Origin of the sequence: Clostridium sp. D33t1_170424_F3 (genome assembly GCF_015667585.1) — a bacterium.
Classification (GTDB): domain Bacteria; phylum Bacillota; class Clostridia; order Oscillospirales; family Acutalibacteraceae; genus Anaeromassilibacillus.
Map to the genome: position 1 here is coordinate 89767 of NZ_JADPEG010000008.1, position 19077 is coordinate 108843.

A 19077-nucleotide genomic window follows, 5' to 3' on the forward strand; every position below is an offset into this window, starting at 1 on the left:
CACGGAAAGGAGGGGAACCCATGGACGATCTCGCCGGAAAAATCGGCGAACTGCTCCAAAACCCTGCCATTGCCAATCTGTTGGGTCAGTTCGGCGGGCCGCAGGAGGAAGCGCCGCAGGCGTCTGATATGCCGCAGCAGCCGCAACCGCAGTCCGCGCCGCAGGGAAACCCTCTTTCCGGTCTTGGCATCGACGGAGATACCATCCAGACCGTAATGAAGATCGCGCCGCTGCTCTCCAACATGAACCAGGAGGACGACAACACGCGGTTTCTTCATGCGCTCCGTCCGCTGCTCAGCGACGAGCGTCAGAAAAAGCTGGACGAGGCGGCAAAGATTTTACAGTTGATGCGCATGCTGCCGATCCTGAAGAGCCAGGGCATCCTCTGACCCGCCCACGGCAAACAATCGTTTAGAAACCTTTTGGGAAGGGGGGAACCGCTATGGCCGTGCTTGACAGTGAAATGAACCGCATGCAGCAGGACGCCATCCGGCGCATGCGGGAGATGCAGACGCGCGCCATCCCGCAACAGCCCGGCAACCAGCAGGACACGCGCACGCGCGGCGACCGCACACAGCCGCGGCAGTCCGCAACCGCGGCCCATTCCCCCAATGCCGCACAGCACAGCGCCGTCCGGAACGAGCCGCGCGCGCCAAACCGGCATCCGGAACCCGCACCGCGCCAAACCGCGCCGCATCCCCCGCAGGGGACCGTCCATTCCAGCCGTTCGGAACCGGCGCACACGGAATCGCACCGCACACAGCGGGCCCCGGAGCCGGTCCGGCAGGAACCCACGCCGCAGGCTGAGCCGGAAAAGCCGGCCAATCCGCTGACCGGATTTTTTGAAATGCTGTTTAAAGACAGCGACCGCACATTGATTCTGGCGCTGCTGCTGATCCTCTATGAGGAAAAGGCCGACCCGTCGCTGCTTTTTGCCCTCATGTATATTGCTCTATAAAGACGCTCCACAGTATGGGGCGTCTTTTTTATTACATCAAAAAAATCGTCGGACTTTCCACTTGTAAACGTGGCAAAAAACCTTTCTGCCATGTTACCCAGAGAGCATTAAAAGACACAGCTATTTTTTATTCCTCTCCATCCAGTGAACGGATGGCAGAGATATAATATTTCTGCGTGGAGGTATCCAGGGATAGCTCGTACTCCATGTATTTGGTCGGCGAGGGACGTTCCAGGTCGCTGGTGGTCTGGTTGCGCCACTCGTCGCTGGGAGACACATATCCCACGCGGAGCAGGATTTTATCGCCGCTTTTCCGTATACTTTCCGTATAAGGCGTGTAGCTGCTGTCCGAACTGTATAGAGCCACATGAAATTGATTGGCAGAGGAATCGTATTCAAAGAAAGTTTCTTCCACGGGTGTACGCGGCTGCAGCTGGCAGTCCGGGCCGAACAGCTCGCGGCAGGATTCCACCACGTCGCCCAGCGGCACCAGTGCACGCCCGGCGTCGTCATATTCGGAATAGTTCGTACCGTTATTGGCGGTAATCGTCTTCCACAGGGATGCGTTGAGCACAAAATTTTCGTCCGCTTCCTGCGGCGACTCAAACGGCGAGGGGTCCTGCATGACAACCGGACCCAGGAACGTATCGTACTCGCGGAGCTGGGAATCGTCCGTTACCGTTTTATAAATCTGGTTCCCGATGGTCCCCGCGATGAAGCCCACGCCGACCAGCGCCAGCAGCAGGACCAGTGCGCCAACCGCGATGCCGTACCGGCGTTTGCCGCGGCGGCGAACCGGCTGTTCCGCGACAGAAGGGATTTCCTCCGGCTCCTCTTCCGACCACTTGGCCAGCAGGCCGTCGTCTTCGTCCGCCTCCGGATAGAAGTCGTCGATCTCCGTCTCGTCGTCCTCCGCCGGAACATCCGGGGCAGGCGGCGGCTCCTGTCCGTACAGGCCGCGATAGTCGGCGGAAAAGCCCTCGACCTGGTGGCTCTCCTGCCGCCGGGACGCGGAATATTCCAGAATTTCCTCTTCATCCGTCCTGCGCCGCTCCTGTGCGGGCGCGGGGCGTTTTTTTCCTCGGTTTTTTCGATTTTCCAGATTGTTACTCATGTATGCTCTCCATATCGACAAACGGATTTTTTACTTACCGGATCTGCCCGTCCCCCGTAATGATGAACTTGGTGGAGGTCAGCTCCCGCACGCCCATCGGGCCGCGCGCGTGCAGCTTCTGCGTCGAGATTCCAATCTCCGCGCCGCAGCCGAACTCGCCGCCGTCTGTAAACCGGGTGGACGCGTTGACATAAACCGCCGCGGAATCGACCTGCGCCGTGAACTTCCGTGCGTTTGCATAATCGTTCGTGAGGATGGCTTCGCTGTGGCCGGAGGAATACTTTGCGATGTGCGCAACCGCTTCATCGAGGGAATCGACCACCTTGACCGCAAGGATATAGTCGAGGTATTCGCGGCCCCAGTCCTCTTCCTCCGCGGGGAGTACGCTTTCGCCCAGAATAGCGCGCGTCCGCTCACAGCCGCGCAGCTCCACCTGCTTCTCATCCAGCTTTGCTTTGATCGCCGGGAGCGCAAGCGCCGCGATGTCCTTGTGGACCAGCAGCTTTTCCATCGCGTTGCAGACAGAGGGCCGGGAGGTCTTCGCATTGAACACAATATTGGCAGCCATATCGACGTCCGCCGAAGCGTCCACATAGATATGGCAGTTGCCCACGCCTGTTTCAATCACCGGTACACGGGAATGCTCCACAACAGAGCGGATCAGCCCCGCGCCGCCGCGCGGAATCAACACGTCCAAATAGCCGGTCAGGCCCATCATTTCCATGGAAGAAGCGCGCGTCGTATCCTGCACCAGCTGGATGCAGTCTGCGGGCAGGCCCGCCTGCTCCACCGCGCCGCGCATCGCGTTCATAATCGCCGTATTGGAATGGATGGCCTCCTTGCCGCCGCGCAGGATCACCGCGTTGCCCGCCTTGAGGCAAAGCGCCGCCGCGTCCGCTGTGACATTCGGCCGCGCCTCATAAATGATGCCGATGACGCCCATCGGCACGCGCACGCGCTGAATCTGCAAGCCGTTCGGGCGGACAAACCCGCTGACGACCTGCCCCACGGGGTCTTCCTGCGCCGCCACGCCCCGCACACCCTGCGCCATACCCGCCACGCGGGCCGGGCTGAGCGCCAGACGGTCGACCAGGCTTTCCTTCATGCCGTTTTCCCGGGCGGCCTGCAAGTCCTGCTCGTTCGCCGCCAGAATTTCCGCTTCATGCGCTTCGATGGCGTCCGCCATCGTCAGCAGTGCGGCGTCCTTCTTTGCGCCGGCCACCGCCAGCACGCGCGCTGCTTCCTTTGCCTGTTGTCCCATTTGTTCCAATACGGTCATGGACGATCCACCTTTCTGTCTGCGGCGCGGACGGCAGCCCGCCCGTGCCCTTATTTTACTGCTTACCGGTGCCGAAAACTGTCCCAATCTGCTCGCCGTCGAAAAGATGGTACAGATTTTTGGGATTTGCGCCGCTCATCACACAGCAGCAGATACTTGCTTCGTTGGCGATTGCCGCCGCGCTCACCTTGGTGCGCATGCCGCCCGTGCCCCGGTTGGAGCCCGTGCCGCCCGCCAACGCCAGCACCTCCGGCGTCACCTCGCGCACAAACGGGATGCGCTTTGCGCTGGAATCCGCGCGCGGGTTCGCATCGTACAGGCCGTCGATATCCGTCAGGATTACCAGCAGGTCCGCGTCCACCAACTTTGCCACAATGGCGGAAAGCGTGTCGTTGTCGCCGATCTGATTGCCGACCAGCTCGTCGACGGAAACGGTGTCGTTCTCGTTGACCACCGGGACAATCCCCATGCCGATCAGCTCGCAGAATGTGTTGACGACATTCTGTTTGCTGTGCTCGTTGGAGACGACGTCCCCGGTCAGCAGCACCTGCGCGACCATGCAATTGTATTCCGCGAAAAATTTATCGTACATAAACATCAGCTCGCACTGGCCGATCGCCGCCAGCGCCTGCTTTTTCTCCGTCTCCTGCGGTCGTTCCGTCAACCCCAGCTTGCCCACGCCGACGCCGATCGCGCCCGACGTGACCAGCACGACCTCCCGGCCGGAGTTCTGCAAATCGCTGAGCACCTTGCAGAGCGACTCCATACGCCGCAGATTGATCTTCCCGTTCTCATAGGTCAGCGTGGAGGTCCCCACCTTGACCACGATCCGTTTTGCCTGTGTAATGGCAGACATTTTAATGCCCCTCTTTTCCCTTATCGCGTGTGCATTCGCACCGCTTTTCCATAATATATTTCCACATTCTCCGCGCAGGCCAATTGTTCCGCCTGCCTGAAAATGTCGATTATTGTAATTATTCAGCCGTCGGGAGCTCTGCTTCTGCCTACGGCGTGAGGATTCAATCCTTCCCCTTCTTCCTCTCTGCTTCCGCTTACGGCGTGAGGTTATTATAACATACCACATTAAAAGAAGAAAGTAAAAAATAACCAGAACCGCCCTGCCTCCGTCCGGCGATCCATGCGGGGAACCCTCTAACGCATTTTATTCTATTGGGGCGCACCTTTACACAACTTTAACCTGTATTTTCCTTCTCGCTCATCTCTTTCGCCGGTGTGGAAATTCTCCTTAAAATTGCCGCGCGCAGTTTACTGAAATTCGTCGAAACATCCCATTGTCACATGCAAGGATTCGGACTATAATGGGTACTTGTTCATTTAAAATTCACAAATCATTGCAGAAAAGAGGCGCAGAAGATGGAAGGATACGGCTTTTTGTTTGACCTGGCTCTCATCCTCCTCAGCACAAAATTCTTCGGGCTGCTGACCCGAAAATTCAAAATGCCGCAGGTGGTGGGCGCTTTAGCCGCCGGCCTGATCCTGGGACCGGCCATGCTCAACATCTTACAGGAAACAGACTTCATCAACAAGCTGTCCGAGGTGGGCGTGATCGTCCTGATGTTTGCCGCCGGTCTGGAAACCGACATCAAAGAGTTGAAACGGACGGGCAAAGCCTCCTTCATCATCGCGCTGATCGGCGTGATCGTCCCGCTGGGCGGCGGCTTCCTGCTGGCGCATTTCTTCAATAACGCCTCCATTGCGGGGCCGGACGCCAACCTCTTTTTACAGAATATCTTCATCGGCATCATCCTGACCGCCACTTCCGTGAGCATCTCGGTGGAGACGCTCAAAGAGATGGGCAAATTGAACACCCGCGCGGGCAACGCGATCCTGGGCGCGGCGATCATCGACGACATTCTGGGAATCGTGGCATTGACGGTGGTCACCAGCCTGGCGGACTCCACGGTGAACCTCTGGATCGTCCTGCTCAAGGTGGTACTGTTCTTTGTGGTCGCCATTGCCGCCGGCATCCTCTTCTATATCCTGTTTAAAAAATACCAGGCGCGCTACAACAGGGACATGCGGCGTTTTGTGATTCTGGCGTTTGTTTTCTGCCTGGTGCTGTCCTTCTGCGCGGAGCGCTATTTCGGCGTGGCGGACATCACCGGCGCGTTCATCGCGGGACTGATTATCTCCAACACGGAACACAGCTCCTATATCGCGGCCCGGTTTGAAACGCTGTCGTACACCTTCCTTTCCCCGGTCTTCTTCGCCAGCATCGGCTTGAAGGTGGCCCTTCCGGACATGACCGCCACGATCATCCTGTTCTCCGTACTGCTGGTCGTCGTCGCCGTGCTGACCAAGATCATTGGCTGCGGATTGGGCGCGAAGCTCTGCAGATTCAGCAACCGGGAAAGCATCCAGATCGGCGCTGGCATGGTGTCGCGCGGCGAGGTCGCGCTGATTGTCGCGAGCAAGGGCGCGGCGCTGGGGCTGATGTCCTCCGTATTTTTCGGCCCGGTTATCATCATGGTGGTGGTCACGACGATCATCGCGCCCATCCTGTTGAAGATCGCGTTCCGCAAGGAGAAGGACTCCACGCCGCCGGACGCGCCCGCGGAGGAACCGCTGGAAAAGAATTACCGCGTGCTCACCGGCGACAACATGGGTTCCAATTCTGAAATGTATCCGGAAGTCCCCAGCCTGCGCGGTCGATAACGCGTTGCGGCGGCAAAGCGAACGCTTTGCCGCCGCAGTTTTTTACAAACAATCCGCAATACAACATTTGATCTCATATTTTCATAATAATTTAGATTCATAGAAGGGGGAGCGCCAGCTGGCGCTCCCCCTTCTCCCTTCCTCATATAAACCACTCCGGTTCCCTTCTTGCCGCGCACTTCTGATAAAATGCCAGTGCAGCGGCCTTATAGACCGGGCCGCGAAAGTCCCGCGCGTGCTGCGGGCAGACACGGATACACGCCGCGCAGGAAATACAGTTGTCCTTATCCGTTTTACGCGGGTTTTTCGGGGAAATCGCCTGCACCGGACAGATGCGCGCGCATGCGCCGCACCCGTTGCAATCGCCGTTTGCCGAAGGTTTGACCGGTACCGCGCCCGGCGTTTTATACGGGCGGTTTCCCCTGACCGCGAGGGCCTCCCAATGCGCCCTTCCCTGCGCCCACTTCCGTGCGCACTGCGCGGCAAACGTATCAATTTTTTCCAGATCCGAAGCGTCCGGGCGGCCTTTCCCCACCTGCGGGAAAATCGAATGCTGGGCGACAAATGCCGCCGCGCCAATTACAATAAAGCCGTTTTCTTCCAACAGGTCCTTTAATTCCAGCAATGCGTCGTCATAATCGCGGTTGCCGTACACGGCGAGGGCGACTGCGGGCGTACCGCTGCCCTTCCATTTTCGCAGCCGCTCTGCGCACACGGCGGGCACGCGGCCCGCATAGACCGGGATTCCCACCACGAGGAGATCGTTTTCTCCCAGACGCAGTTCCTCTTTCAGCGGCTGTTCCAGCAGCGCAACCGCCCTTCTCTCTCCCGGAAATCCGGCGGCGGCGCGCTCCGTCACCTGCTTTGTCGTCCCCGCGGGGCTGAAATACACGCTGTAAACGGTTCCGTCCATTTCCTCAGTTCCTTCCCTGTTCGATTTTCACAAACGGCGGCGTTTCTCTCCCTGCCGCCGGTCCTTCTATCTCTATTATCCCCCCTCTGTCAATATCTGTAAAAAGCAAGGGCCGCCGGCATACCGGCGACCCTTAAACGACCAATGATATCTGGCAGCGGGCAATCCCGCTGCGCGGTTATTTCTCTGTCAGCTCAAACAGAAGCTCCGTTTCACCGTCCGGCAGAACCGCCGCCCCGGTTTCATCCGCTTCAACGATGTACGTCGCCTTCGGGTCCGCCAGCGCATATGCGCCACTGTCAAACTCCTGCAAATCCGGATGGACCCACACCTCGCCGGGAAGAAGATTCGCCAGCGTGCGCTTTGCCGCCGCGCGGTACAGCACCGAACCGTCCGCATCCCTGTAAACATAACTGACCGGCAGGTCCCGCACCGTGACCGTTTCCACCGGGCTGCTGTCCGTCTGGATTGCATTCGCCACAATCTTCGCGTGGAAATGCTGCCCAAAGAGCTTGTCCTCCGTCGTCTCCGGCAGCTGCGCCGCCAGGATATATTCCTTTGTCTCCCCTGACGCCAGCGCCTGCGGCAGCGTATAGCTGATGGCTTGTCCCTCTTCCCAGAGCGCGACCGCCTGCCCGTTCTGCTCCACAGGCTTCAGGGAACCGTCCGCCTCGCAGGTATACAGCAAAATCCGAATGTCTTCCCGCAGGGCATTCTGGCAGTCCACTCGCTCCGGCTCGCCGAGCGTCAGCCCGCCCGCGCCGTTGTCCTCAAAGTTCAGAACCTGATCGCCGTACGGGGACGCGCCGGCGCTCGTGTCCGCCTCCTGCTCCTCGATGGACAGCGTTACAAAGCTTGCCAGCGAACCCGCGCTGGTAAGCTGAACCGGCTGGAAATAGCACGCTTCCCCTTCGGCCGGCTGGCTCCCCTGCTCCGCCCAGCATTCTTCCAGCTGTTCCCGCGTCAGCGGGCGCAGGCCGGAAAAATACAAACCCTGCCCCACCTGCATTCCGTCCGGCGTGAGCACCAGGTCAAGCGTTCCCGCTTCAAACACCGCATCCACCCGCACGGTATCGGAAAGCCACGCAAATGTGCCGCCCGCCGCAAGGGCCAGCACAATAAAAAGGGAACACGCCGAGAGAAGCAACCGTCTGGATGTTCTGCCCATTTGTCCTCACGCTTCTTCCTCTTGTGATATGCAACCGCATTCTGGTTCGTTATTCCATTATATTATACAGTATTTGGATATGTATACACAAGTCTTCCTCCGAAATATACACAAAAAAGCTGCTTTTCCCCGCTTCCAGGGATTTTTCGGCTTCGTCCGGGTTTTCGTTCCCTCCAAAGGCTGCTAAGCCAGCTGTTTTCCTGATGCAATAAAAACCTCGCCTTCTTTGCCGCTGTGAAGCGAAAACAGAGTATTTTTGCACGCAAAACGCCTGCTATTCCGCAATGCGCGTGAATCGGGCGCAAATGCCAACGAAAGTTGCTGGAAAATGGCGGCGATTTCCCCTATAATACAACCAAAACACAGGAGAGGAAGATGCAAAAATGGGTATTGGAGAAAAAATTCAAAAGCTGCGCAAGGCCGCCGGGTGGACGCAGGAACAGCTGGCGGACAAGCTGGACGTATCCCGGCAGACGATTTCAAAATGGGAGCTGGAAACCTGTATGCCGGATCTGGACAAGGTGGTCCTGATCAGCCGGATTTTCGCCGTCTCCATGGACGAGCTGGTCCGGGAGGAAGGCGAGCCCGCGCCGGTGGACTCTGAAAAAATGACGATTGAAGACATCGTCCGGATGAACAGCCGCAACCGGAGGATGATCTTTTTAGCCGCGAGCGCCGCAATCTTTCTCCTCATCGGGATCATCGCTTTCTTTGTAATCTCCATCATGGACAGCGCACTGGTCAGCCTGGAATACATGCTGTACCGGTACATCACCGTTGGAGAATATGCCTATGCGCCCGCCGACTATTTTCAGGCTTATGCAGCCGCGGTTGTCTGCGGGATCATCGGCGTGGTTTTACTGGGCGTTTACATACTCCGGCAGAAGAAGACCTCCTAACCCCGTCAACCGGAAAGGCGCCGTATTCCAGAAAGGACGCATAAAATACGAACGGCTCCCCCGCCAAAGGCGGAGGGAGCCGTTCTGATACTGCCAACGCAAAATGCGCGCTGCGGGTAATTTATTAAAATTATCGTCCATTCCCTGACCACTCAGGGTTCCAGCCGGTGTTACGGCTGCGCATACCGGTTTAAACACGCTTTTACATAAAGCTCCGCCTGCGCCAACGTGCATTTGGGGCTCAGCGTCGCATATGTATTTTGATTAAACAGCAGGCCCTTATGGGTTTCCAAAAACACCCCGTAGTTCCCGCCGCCCAGGGAGCAATCCGCAAGTTCCGACAGATAGAGCGTTTCTCCATTCTCATGCCAGGACGCGTCTTCGTCATACAGAATATTGGGAATAAAGATGCCTTTCATTCCTATCCGGAAGGCAGAGATCACTTCTGTTCCCTCCACCCAGGTATCCAGGTAAATCGGCCGCGGAAGAAGCACTGTAATTTGTTTCCCCTGCGCCAAATCCCCTGTAAAAGGCTCGTCTACCCTGATTTTGGCAATGGAATAGTATTCCTTTTCCCCGTTAAAATCCACCTCAATATCCCGGATACGCACGATTGTCCCTTTAAAAGCGGGCGAGGCATATTTTTGGAATGCCTTTTCTTCTGTTAAATACGCCATCTCACTCTGATACGCGGGGAGGGGGACGGAGGACCTCAAATATCTGACCGTGACGCCCTGCGACGACCGGGTCAGAGGAATCTTGTTCACGCTGGGCAACTGCCAGCTGATGCCAAATACGACAAGGGCAAGCGCGATATACGCGAAAAGTACGTTTCTTCTGTTCATTGATCTGCCTCTTACCAGTTCTTATAAAGACACTTCCGTTGGTATTTGTCACGATCTGTTCTGGAAGTTCTTCTATCTTCTTCAAGGGGTTCAACCACTATAAAATCTCTGCCTTCTCCATTGGAGCCACCGCCTTCTTCGCAATTAACATACTTTTATTAAAATCATTATATGCCTTTATCGTTCCTCTGTCTATCTCATACTGAACATACGCCATCCTGACCCAACCGTCATAATAAAAGCGCCTTTGGAAACAAAACCTCCAAAGGCGCTTTGTCCTATCCAATTAGGCCGGTTCCATTTGCGACGGTTCTTACTCCGGCTTCTTGTTGGTATTGGCGATAAAGCCGTTGCTGGCGCGCGGACGGTCGTCACGGCGATCATCGCGGCGGCCAAAGCGTCCGCCGTCGCGGCGCTCCGGGCGGCGCGGCGCGTCGGAGATGGTGTTCTCCGGCACCAGGCCCTCGATCTCGATCAGCGCATCGCGGCGGGAGAGGTTCAGGCGGCCCTTGTCGTCGATCTCCAGGACCTTGACCATGACCTCGTCGCCCACATTGACCACATCGGTGACCTTTTCAGTGCGCTTGACGTCCAGACGGGAGATGTGCACCAGGCCCTCTTTGCCCGGCGCGATTTCCACAAATGCACCGAAGTCCATGATGCGGGTAACTTTACCGTTATAGAATGCGCCCGGCTCCGGATCGTTGACAATGGTCTCGACAATCGTCAGAGCGCGCTGGCAGTTGTCCTTATCCAGACCGGAAATATATACATGGCCGTCCTCTTCGACGTCCATCTTGACGTTGCACTCGGCGCAGATCTTCTGGATGACCTTGCCGCCGGAACCGATGACCTCGCGGATCTTATCGACCGGGATCACGGTGCCCATCATCTTCGGCGCGTACTGGGATAGCTCCTTGCGCGGCTCCGCGATGCACTTGCCCATGACCTCGTCCAGGATGTAGTTGCGCGCCTTGTGGGTTTTCTCCAGCGCTTCCTTGACCATTTCCGGAGTCAGGCCGCTGATCTTCAGGTCCATCTGAATGGCGGTGATGCCTTCCTTTGTACCGGCGACTTTAAAGTCCATATCGCCGAAGAAGTCCTCCAGGCCCTGGATGTCAACCATGGTCATCCAGCGCTCGCCCTCGGTGATCAGGCCGCAGGAGATACCCGCAACCGGCGCCTTGATCGGCACGCCCGCGGCCATCAATGCCAGCGTGGAGCCGCAGATGGACGCCTGGGAGGTGGAGCCGTTGGAGGAAAGCACCTCGGACACCAGACGGTAGGCATACGGGAACTCCTCAACCGGCGGGATAACCGGAACCAGTGCGCGCTCTGCCAGCGCGCCGTGGCCGATCTCGCGGCGGCCGGGGCCGCGGCTGGGCTTTGTCTCGCCCACGGAATAGGACGGAAAATTATACTGATGGATATACCGTTTGAATTCCTCTTCATCGATGCCGTCGAGCATCTGCTGGTCGCTGACCGAGCCGAGTGTGGCGACAGTGAGCACCTGCGTCTGGCCGCGGGTGAACATACCGGAGCCATGTACGCGGGGCAGCAGGTCGATCTGTGCGTCCAGCGGGCGCATGTCGTCCATCTTTCTGCCGTCGACGCGCTTCTGCTCGTCCAGCAGCCAGCGGCGCACCGCATATTTCTGGGTGCGGTACATGCACTCGTCGATCTTTGCGGCCTGATCCGGATAAATCTCGTCGAACTTCTCATGGACCTTCTCGTAGACGGGCTTCAGGCGCTCGTCGCGGACGTTCTTATCGTCGGTATCCAGCGCCTGCTTGACGTCCTCCATCGCGAATTCCTTGACGGCGGCGAGCATTTCTTCGTCCGGCTCGTTGCTCGGATAGCTGAACTTCTCCTTGCCGATCTCCGCCTGGATGCCCTTGATAAACTCGATGATCTTCTGGTTGGCCTCGTGGCCCGCCATGATGGCGTTGTACATCTCCTCGTCGGTCACGATGTCCGCGCCCGCCTCGATCATGGCGATGCGGGAATCGGTGGACGCGACGGTGACGGCCATGCGGCTCTTTTCACGCTGCGCCGCGGTCGGGTTGATGACAAATTCACCGTCCACCATGCCGACGGAAACGCCGGAAATCGGGCCATTCCACGGGATGTCGGAGATGGTCAGCGCGATGGAGGTGCCGACCATTGCAGCGATCTCCGGCATGCAGTCGTGGTCCACGCTCATCACGGTGCAGACGACGGAAACGTCGTTGCGCATGTCCTTCGGGAACAGCGGGCGGATCGGGCGGTCGATCACGCGGGAGGTCAGGATCGCCTTATCGCTGGGACGGCCTTCCCTTTTGAGGAAGGAACCGGGGATTTTGCCCACGGAGTAGAGCTTCTCCTCAAAGTCGACGGAGAGCGGGAAAAAGTCCACGCCCTCGCGGGGCTTGGCGGATGCGGTTACGGCCACATGCACCACGGTCTCGCCGTAGCGGACCAGGCACGCGCCGTTGGCAAGCTGCGCCATTTTGCCGGTCTCGATGACCAGCGGGCGGCCTGCAAAGTCGGTTGTAAAGGTCTTGAAGTTTTCAAACATGCTGTTTTCCTCCTGTTTCGGTTTGGTTGGGAGGGCGGAGGAAACAGGTTTAGCAATGAAACCAGCCCCGCGTTTGCGCGGCGTTCGTTTCACGGCTAAGTCCCGGTCCCCCATGCCTCCATCTGAACGCACAGAAGGGCAGACAGCGCGAAGCTGCCTGCCCAACCAGCGATTTCTTATTTACGGATGCCGAGCTTCGCGATGATGGAACGATAACGCTCAATGTCCACCTTCATCAGGTAGTTGAGCAGGCTTCTTCTCTGGCCAACCATCTTGAGCAGGCCGCGGCGGGAGTGATGGTCCTTCTTGTGCACCTTGAGGTGCTCGGTCAGGTCGTTGATGCGCTTGGTCAGCACCGCGATCTGAACTTCCGGAGAACCGGTATCGCCTTCATGTGTGGCATACTGCTCGATAATTGCGGTTTTTTCTTCTTTCAGCATTTGCTTTTCCACCTTTTCAAAAAATGTAGGGGGCTTGCCCCTTTTTTGAGATACGCCCATACTCACAGTAGCAGGCCGGTGAGTCCCCGTGACGGGGTTGCCCCTGCAACCGGGAATAGGGTACCATACCAAATGATTATATCATGCGGAATTTCATTTGTAAAGTTCCTTTTCCCGCGCTAACTGGAATTTTCAGGAATTCTGTTTTGCCAGATACGTGCGCATCATGCGCTCCGCCGTCCCGCCGTCCCGCAGGATGTTCTCCTGTAACTCCTCCACCCCGCTGAACCTGACCTCCGGGCGGATGAAGCCGATCAGCTCCACCTGGATATTCTCGCCGTAGAGGTCTTCGCCGTGGTACTCCGGAATCCACGTTTCGGAGAGCGGCGCATCCGCGCCGACCGTCGGCTTGACGCCCACGTTTGTTACACCGTAGTAGTCGCCGTCGTTCAGGCGGACCAGCGAGGCGTACACGCCGAAGCGCGGTAGGACGAACCCCTGGGTGAAGACCTGGTTGATCGTCGGGGTGCCCAGCGTGCGGCCCAGCTGCCGCCCGCGCACCACCTCAAAGTCAAAGCCGAACGGGCGGCCCAGCAGCCGGTTGGCCCGTTCGATCTCTCCCGCCTCCACCAACGCGCGGATGCGCGTGGAGCTGACCGGTTCGCCCGCGATTTCCACGGCGGGAACCACCTCGCAGCCGATCCCGCGCGGCGCGCAGAGCGTTTGCAGCGTCTCCGCCGTCCCCGCGCCTTTGTATCCAAATGTGAAGTTGAAGCCGCAGCAGATTTTCTCCGCGTGGCAGACCCGGACCAGCACCTCATCCACAAACTGCTCCGGGCTCAGATTCCGGATCGCGGAAAAGCGCAGGGAATACACCTGCTCCACGCCGAGCGACTCAAACAGCCGCAGCTTCTGCCGCTTGGTTGCGAGCTGCCCGCCGGACTTGCCGCCCAGTTCGCCGAGCGGATCGGCAAAGGTCAGCACGGACGGCGTCAGGCCGGGGCCGCGCGCCGCGGTGATTACTTTTTGATGCCCCAGATGCAGGCCGTCAAAGCAGCCCAGCGCGACCGCCGCGCGCGCCGCCCCGGGGGTTAAATCGTGATATACTTTCATAGATTATCCTTTGCTGGACCTGCGGTCAGCACGGCCCGCCCTTTCATGTTGCCTGAATCGTACCCGCGCTGTGGCGGGACAGACGGGACAAAATCCCGGGACTTTTAACAGAACAATTTCAATACCTTCAGTTCGTTCGCCGCCGCGTCCGCCTGCCCCAGTCCGAGAAACGCGCCCTCCTGCGTGCAGACGCGGAACACCGCGCCGTCCGCCGGCGCGTTCCGCGCCAGCGCCGTGCGGCCCAGGTCCAGCCCGCCGCCGTTCCCGAACCGGCGGGCCTGCGCCTCCGACACCCGCAGGGCGGGCCGGGATAAAAACAGCCGTTCCACCGGCAGGACGCGCTCTTCCAGCCGCCCCGCCTCCGCCAGCGCGCGGGCCTCGTCCAGCGGGCAGGCGTCCGCCAGCGTGAAGCCGCAGGCGGCGGTGCGCCGAAGGGCGGTCATCACGCCGTATGTGCCGAGCGCCTCCCCGATGTCCGCGCAAAGCGTGCGGATATACGTGCCTTTGGAGCAGCGCACCGTCAGCGCGCCGGTCTGCGTCTCCTCGTCAAAGCGGGTGCAGACCAGCGTTTCAATCGTAACGGGGCGCTTTTCACGCTCCACGGTCATCCCCTGCCGCGCCAGCTCGTACAGCTTTTTGCCGTCCTTGCGCACGGCGGAATACATCGGCGGCAGCTGGAGAATCTCGCCCCGGAACCGCGGCAGAACCGCTTCCAGCGCCGCGCGCGCCGCGCGTTTTTCGCTGCGCGCCAGAACCGCACCGGTGGAATCCTGCGTATCCGTCACACAGCCCAGCGCGAATGAAGCTTCGTATTCCTTGCTGGTATCCTCCAGCAGGGAGGCCGCGCGCGTCGCGCGGCCCAGTAAAATGGGCAGCACGCCCGTCGCCATCGGGTCCAGCGTGCCGGTATGGCCGGTCTTTTCCCGCCCGGCCAGCCGCCGCACCACGGCGACCACGTCAAAGGAGGTGTAATCCGCGGGCTTGTCGATCACCAGCACGCCGTTCACAGGCGGTCCCCCGTCTGCATGCGCGCCAGGTACGCGCCAACCGCATCGACAATCTGTTTTGTCGCGTGCTCCGCCGGGCCGGGCAGGGTGCAGCCCGCCGCGCCCGCGTGCCCGCCGCCGCCGAACAGCGCGCAGATTTCTCCGGCGTTGACCGGCTCCTGCGTGCGCAGGGAGACTTTATATTCCCCGCTCTTTTTCTCGCGCATCGTTATGCCGACCAGCACGCCCTCCACCTGGCGCGGAATGGCCGCAAGGCCTTCCAGGTCGTCCTCGTTCGCCTTGCTGGAGGAGACCATATCGCGCAGAATGTACGCGACGGCGCAGCGGTCCTGGTGATAGAACTGGATGGAATCCAGCACCATGCGCTCCATCTCCAGACGGGCGCGGGTTTTGGTGTCGAACATGCGGCGGTTGATGTCCGCCGCGTCGATGCCCGTCTCCATCATGCAGGCCGCCACACGGTAGGTGCGCGGCGTGGCGTTCGGGTATTTAAAACAGCCGGTATCGGTCGTGATGCCGGTGTAAATCGCCTCCGCGATCTCTTTTGTGATCTTCGCGCCCAGCCTGGTGATCAGCGCATAGATGATCTCCGTTGTCGACGCGGCGGTACTGTCCACAAAGGTCCGCTCCGCGAAGGGCCGGTTGGAGGCGTGGTGGTCAATGCACAGGTCCACCCTGCCCTCGTATTCCGCCTTCAGCTCGTCGCCCAGCAGGTCGATGTCCGCCACATCGACCGCGACCACGGTCTTCGGCGTGAACGCCTGCTTTTGTACGCCGCGGAACATGGAAGCGTATTTTTCACTGATTTCATGGCGGCAGCGCGTCATGACGCGCTTGCCCATGCTCTGCAGCGCCATGCACAGGGCCGCCGCGGAGCCGAAGGTATCCCCGTCCGGGAACTGGTGGCTTAATAGCACGATGTCGTCCGATTCGCGGAGGAATTCCGCCGCGTCGTCCAGCGTGATCATCGTTATTTCCTCCTCTTTCCGCGCCGGGACTTGTCCCGGCGGTTCCGGTTATTGCATGTAAAAACCCCGGGCGGGGACGCGCATGGGACGCCGCCGCGTTCCATGCGGGAGTGTCACTCCCGTCCGGGGACGCATTCCGCGCCCCCGCGCGTCTCCGCCCGAGGCTTTGGTCATTCGTCTGGTTCTGTCCGCGCCTCTTCCTTCGTCTCCAGATCGTTGAGCAGTTTGGAGATGTTGGCGCTGTATTCGATGGAATCCGTCGCCCGGAACTGCAGCTCCGGCACATGCCGCAGACGGAGCCGGTTCCCCAGCTCGCGGCGGACAAAGCCGGAGGCCGATTTCAAACCGGAAACCGCTTCTTTGGCGCGGTCCAGCCCTTCCATCGCGCTGACAAAAACCGTACAGTACGAGAGGTCGCTGGTGACGTCCACGCGCACGATGCTGATCAGCCCCTGTACGCGCGGGTCCTTCAGCTCCCGGAAGATCGCGGTCAGTTCCCGGCGGATATCCTCCGAGGTCCGTCCCATTCTATGGCTTGGCATATCCATTCACCTCCGCGCCGGGCATTGCCCGGCTGATGGACGGCCGGGAAGCGCTCCCGGTCAGTCCTCCTTGTATTCTTCCATAATGAAGGCTTCCAATACGTCGCCTTCCTTGACGTCGTTGAATTTTTCGAGCGTAATGCCGCAGTCGTAGCCCTCCGCGACCTCCTTGGCGTCGTCCTTAAAGCGCTTGAGGGAAGCCATCTTGTCTTCCGCGATGACGATGCCGTCGCGCACCACGCGGATCTCCGCGCTGCGGGTGATCTTGCCGCTGGTGACGTGGCCGCCGACAACCATGCCGACGTTGGTGATCTTGTAGACCTGGCGGCACTCCGCGCGGCCCAGCAGGACTTCGCGGAACTTCGGCGCAAGCATTCCCTTCATCGCGGACTCCATCTCCTCGATGCAGTCGTAAATGATGCGGTACAGGCGCATATCGACGCCGCTGCGCTTCACGTTGTCCTCCGCGAGCGGTTCCGGACGGACGTTAAAGCCGACGATAATCGCATTGGAGGCGTTCGCCAGCATGACGTCGGACTCGTTGATCGCGCCCACGCCGCCGTGGATGACCTTGACGCGCACTTCCTCGTTGGAGAGCTTCTCCAGCGACTGGCGGACCGCCTCAACGGAGCCCTGCACGTCGGCCTTGACGATGATCTGCAGTTCCTTCATCTCGCCCTGCTGCATCTGGTCGAAGAGGTTATCCAGCGTGACCTTCGTCTGCGAATTGAACATCTCTTCCTTCTGCTGGGTGCGGCGCTGTTCAACCAGCTCCCTGGCCAGGCGCTCGTCGGAGACGGCGTTCATGATGTCGCCGCCCGCCGGCACGTCGTCCAGGCCTGTGATTTCCACCGGGACGGACGGGCCCGCCTCTTCAATGCGGCGGCCGTTTTCATCGGTCATGGCGCGCACACGGCCGACCGCCGTACCCGCAACCACGATGTCGCCGGTGCGAAGCGTGCCGTTCTGCACCAGAATGGTCGCGATCGGGCCGCGGCCTTTATCCAGCCTCGCCTCAACGACCGTGCCCTTCGCGGCGCGGTCCGGGTTGGCCTTGAGCTCCTTCATATCGGCGACCAGCGCGATCATCTCAAGCAGGTCGTCGATCCCCTCCCGCTTCTTGGCGGAAACGGGGATACAGGGCGTCTCGCCGCCCCAGGCCTCCGGCACCAGCTCGTGCTCGGTGAGCTGCTGGAGCACGTGCTCCGGGTTCGCGCCGGGTTTATCCATTTTATTGATCGCAACGATGATGGAAACGCCCGCCGCCTTCGCGTGGTGGATCGCCTCGATCGTCTGTGGCATGATGCCGTCGTCCGCCGCAACGACCAGCACGGCGATATCCGTCACCTGCGCGCCTCTGGCGCGCATGGTGGTAAACGCCGCATGGCCGGGGGTATCCAGGAACGTGATGTCGCGGTCGTCGATCTTGACGCGGTATGCGCCGATATGCTGGGTGATGCCGCCCGCCTCGGATTCCGTGACGTTCGCATGGCGGATGGCGTCCAGCAAAGAGGTCTTGCCGTGGTCGACGTGGCCCATGACGACCACGACCGGCGCGCGCGGCACAAGGTTTTCGTCATTGTCCTCACTGTCGTCGATGATGCGCTCCTCGATGGTGACGACGACTTCCTTTTCCACCTTCGCGTGGAATTCCAGCGCGATCAGGGAAGCGGTGTCGAAATCGACGGTATCGTTGACGGCGGCAAATATGCCGTTCGTCATCAGCTTTTTAATGACCTCCGCAACGGTCGCCTTTAACCGGGACGCCAGCTCGCCGACGGTGATTTCCTCGGGAATGGAGACGGTCAGCGGCTTCGCCTTGCGCTCCATCGCGATGCGGCGCAGGCGCTCGGCCTCTGTCTCACGGCGGGCGTTGCGCGGCCTGCCGCGGTACTGGCTGCTGCGCTGCGTGATCTTCTGCTTCTGCACGATGTTCTCCGTCTTGACCTTTTCGGAGGCCAGGCGGTCGTATTTCTCGTTGTATTTATCCAGCTCCACATGCGAGGCGCGGGTATCCACCACGCGGCCCTCGCCGCGCTTGACGTTGGTGGTGTTTGGCGCGCCGGTCTGCATGGGGCGGTTCGGCGGGATCGGCGTGGCCTTTCTCTGCTGCTGCGCCTGCTGCTGATTCGGCGCGGGGCGCACCGGCGTGATCTTGCCCGGCTTCACCGCCGGACGGCGCGGCGCCGTACCCGGCTGGCCGTTTGCCGGCTGCTGGCCCTGCGGGGCGGGCGGCGCGGGACGCACCGGTGTGATCTTGCCCGGCTTCACCGCCGGACGGCGCGGGGCCGCGCCCGGCTGGCCGCCCGCGTTCTGCGGCGCGGGTGCGGGCGCTGCCTGCGGCTTCGGCTGCTGTGCCTGCGGGGCAGGCTGGGGCGCGGGCGTTTCCTTCTGCTTGTTGTCCGCAAAATATTCGTCCAGGTTCTCCACCTTGTTCTTCTGTGTAAAGTTTTCAAACACGAGGTCCAGCTCGTTTTCCGTCAGGGCCGTCATGTGTTTTTTGGTCTCGCCCGTATATTTCTGTAAGGTGTCAATGACTTCTTTGTTGGGTTCTCCCAGGTCCTTTGCCACCTCGTGAACGCGATATTTAATCATCAT

General features: G+C 59.8%; 17 protein-coding genes. 4 read left to right on the top strand and 13 right to left on the bottom strand.

Annotation, left to right across the window (positions count from 1 at the left end; genetic code table 11):
• Positions 1-20: 20 nt before the first annotated feature.
• On the top strand, positions 21-389 hold the full coding sequence (locus tag I4V53_RS07040; protein ID WP_195984906.1) for a hypothetical protein: 369 nt from the start codon (positions 21-23) through the stop codon (positions 387-389).
• Positions 390-442: 53 nt separating this feature from the next.
• Positions 443-958, top strand: coding sequence for a hypothetical protein (locus tag I4V53_RS07045; protein ID WP_195984907.1), 516 nt, complete (start codon positions 443-445; stop codon positions 956-958).
• 127 nt (positions 959-1085) lie between these two features.
• Here the strand turns inward: I4V53_RS07045 and I4V53_RS07050 are convergent, their stop codons facing one another.
• Genes I4V53_RS07050 through proB form a run of 3 tightly spaced genes read right to left on the bottom strand, consistent with a single transcriptional unit; the run spans position 1086 to position 4207 of the window.
• Positions 1086-2072 (bottom strand): hypothetical protein, encoded by a 987-nt coding sequence (locus I4V53_RS07050; protein ID WP_195984908.1) that lies wholly within the window; start codon positions 2070-2072, stop codon positions 1086-1088.
• A 34-nt stretch (positions 2073-2106) separates the two neighbouring features.
• Positions 2107-3351 carry a glutamate-5-semialdehyde dehydrogenase gene (locus I4V53_RS07055; protein ID WP_195984909.1) on the bottom strand — a complete coding sequence of 415 codons (1245 nt, stop codon included), beginning with the start codon at positions 3349-3351 and terminating at the stop codon, positions 2107-2109.
• 55 nt (positions 3352-3406) lie between these two features.
• A complete protein-coding gene (gene proB / locus I4V53_RS07060) occupies positions 3407-4207 on the bottom strand; it encodes a glutamate 5-kinase (RefSeq protein WP_195984910.1) in 801 nt (266 codons plus the stop codon).
• 518 nt (positions 4208-4725) lie between these two features.
• Here proB and I4V53_RS07065 point away from each other — a divergent pair.
• Positions 4726-6027, top strand: a complete 1302-nt coding sequence (locus tag I4V53_RS07065; RefSeq protein ID WP_195984912.1) for a cation:proton antiporter — start codon at positions 4726-4728, stop codon at positions 6025-6027.
• Positions 6028-6169: 142 nt separating this feature from the next.
• On the opposite strand, the gene I4V53_RS07070 is transcribed toward I4V53_RS07065, so the two are convergent.
• Positions 6170-6940, bottom strand: coding sequence for an EFR1 family ferrodoxin (locus tag I4V53_RS07070; protein ID WP_195984914.1), 771 nt, complete (start codon positions 6938-6940; stop codon positions 6170-6172).
• 178 nt (positions 6941-7118) lie between these two features.
• Positions 7119-8108, bottom strand: a complete 990-nt coding sequence (locus tag I4V53_RS07075) for a TasA family protein (RefSeq protein ID WP_195984916.1) — start codon at positions 8106-8108, stop codon at positions 7119-7121.
• A 383-nt stretch (positions 8109-8491) separates the two neighbouring features.
• Between I4V53_RS07075 and I4V53_RS07080 the strand changes: the two genes are divergently transcribed.
• Positions 8492-9007 (top strand): helix-turn-helix domain-containing protein, encoded by a 516-nt coding sequence (locus I4V53_RS07080; RefSeq protein ID WP_195984918.1) that lies wholly within the window; start codon positions 8492-8494, stop codon positions 9005-9007.
• A 170-nt stretch (positions 9008-9177) separates the two neighbouring features.
• Here I4V53_RS07080 and I4V53_RS07085 read toward each other — a convergent pair whose 3' ends face one another.
• From I4V53_RS07085 to infB, 8 genes are all read right to left on the bottom strand, one after another.
• Positions 9178-9852, bottom strand: a complete 675-nt coding sequence (locus I4V53_RS07085) for a hypothetical protein (protein ID WP_195984920.1) — start codon at positions 9850-9852, stop codon at positions 9178-9180.
• Between the two features lie 313 nt (positions 9853-10165).
• Positions 10166-12409, bottom strand: a complete 2244-nt coding sequence (locus I4V53_RS07090) for a polyribonucleotide nucleotidyltransferase (RefSeq protein WP_195984923.1) — start codon at positions 12407-12409, stop codon at positions 10166-10168.
• A 176-nt stretch (positions 12410-12585) separates the two neighbouring features.
• Complete coding sequence (gene rpsO / locus I4V53_RS07095) at positions 12586-12849, bottom strand: 30S ribosomal protein S15 (RefSeq protein ID WP_050699387.1); 264 nt, start codon at positions 12847-12849, stop codon at positions 12586-12588.
• Between the two features lie 192 nt (positions 12850-13041).
• On the bottom strand, positions 13042-13962 hold the full coding sequence (gene ribF / locus I4V53_RS07100) for a riboflavin biosynthesis protein RibF (RefSeq protein WP_195984925.1): 921 nt from the start codon (positions 13960-13962) through the stop codon (positions 13042-13044).
• Between the two features lie 104 nt (positions 13963-14066).
• A complete protein-coding gene (gene truB, locus I4V53_RS07105) occupies positions 14067-14969 on the bottom strand; it encodes a tRNA pseudouridine(55) synthase TruB (RefSeq protein WP_195984927.1) in 903 nt (300 codons plus the stop codon).
• On the bottom strand, positions 14966-15937 hold the full coding sequence (locus tag I4V53_RS07110) for a DHH family phosphoesterase (protein WP_195984929.1): 972 nt from the start codon (positions 15935-15937) through the stop codon (positions 14966-14968). The genes truB and I4V53_RS07110 overlap by 4 nt, the downstream gene beginning before the upstream one ends.
• 170 nt (positions 15938-16107) lie before the next feature.
• Positions 16108-16479 carry a 30S ribosome-binding factor RbfA gene (gene rbfA / locus I4V53_RS07115; protein ID WP_195984931.1) on the bottom strand — a complete coding sequence of 124 codons (372 nt, stop codon included), beginning with the start codon at positions 16477-16479 and terminating at the stop codon, positions 16108-16110.
• Between the two features lie 60 nt (positions 16480-16539).
• Positions 16540-19077 carry a translation initiation factor IF-2 gene (infB, locus tag I4V53_RS07120; protein WP_195984933.1) on the bottom strand — a complete coding sequence of 846 codons (2538 nt, stop codon included), beginning with the start codon at positions 19075-19077 and terminating at the stop codon, positions 16540-16542.

Excerpts from the sequence above, each read along its gene's own strand:
- infB (WP_195984933.1), bottom strand. The coding sequence starts at position 19,077 with ATGATGATTAAATATCGCGTTCACGAGGTGGCAAAGGACCTGGGAGAA.
- rbfA (WP_195984931.1), bottom strand. The coding sequence starts at position 16,479 with ATGCCAAGCCATAGAATGGGACGGACCTCGGAGGATATCCGCCGGGAA.
- I4V53_RS07070 (WP_195984914.1), bottom strand. The coding sequence starts at position 6,940 with ATGGACGGAACCGTTTACAGCGTGTATTTCAGCCCCGCGGGGACGACA.
- I4V53_RS07040 (WP_195984906.1), top strand. The coding sequence starts at position 21 with ATGGACGATCTCGCCGGAAAAATCGGCGAACTGCTCCAAAACCCTGCC.
- I4V53_RS07045 (WP_195984907.1), top strand. The coding sequence starts at position 443 with ATGGCCGTGCTTGACAGTGAAATGAACCGCATGCAGCAGGACGCCATC.
- I4V53_RS07080 (WP_195984918.1), top strand. The coding sequence starts at position 8,492 with ATGGGTATTGGAGAAAAAATTCAAAAGCTGCGCAAGGCCGCCGGGTGG.
- I4V53_RS07085 (WP_195984920.1), bottom strand. The coding sequence starts at position 9,852 with ATGAACAGAAGAAACGTACTTTTCGCGTATATCGCGCTTGCCCTTGTC.
- rpsO (WP_050699387.1), bottom strand. The coding sequence starts at position 12,849 with ATGCTGAAAGAAGAAAAAACCGCAATTATCGAGCAGTATGCCACACAT.
- I4V53_RS07075 (WP_195984916.1), bottom strand. The coding sequence starts at position 8,108 with ATGGGCAGAACATCCAGACGGTTGCTTCTCTCGGCGTGTTCCCTTTTT.
- I4V53_RS07110 (WP_195984929.1), bottom strand. The coding sequence starts at position 15,937 with ATGATCACGCTGGACGACGCGGCGGAATTCCTCCGCGAATCGGACGAC.
- proB (WP_195984910.1), bottom strand. The coding sequence starts at position 4,207 with ATGTCTGCCATTACACAGGCAAAACGGATCGTGGTCAAGGTGGGGACC.
- I4V53_RS07050 (WP_195984908.1), bottom strand. The coding sequence starts at position 2,072 with ATGAGTAACAATCTGGAAAATCGAAAAAACCGAGGAAAAAAACGCCCC.
- I4V53_RS07090 (WP_195984923.1), bottom strand. The coding sequence starts at position 12,409 with ATGTTTGAAAACTTCAAGACCTTTACAACCGACTTTGCAGGCCGCCCG.
- ribF (WP_195984925.1), bottom strand. The coding sequence starts at position 13,962 with ATGAAAGTATATCACGATTTAACCCCCGGGGCGGCGCGCGCGGCGGTC.
- I4V53_RS07055 (WP_195984909.1), bottom strand. The coding sequence starts at position 3,351 with ATGACCGTATTGGAACAAATGGGACAACAGGCAAAGGAAGCAGCGCGC.
- I4V53_RS07065 (WP_195984912.1), top strand. The coding sequence starts at position 4,726 with ATGGAAGGATACGGCTTTTTGTTTGACCTGGCTCTCATCCTCCTCAGC.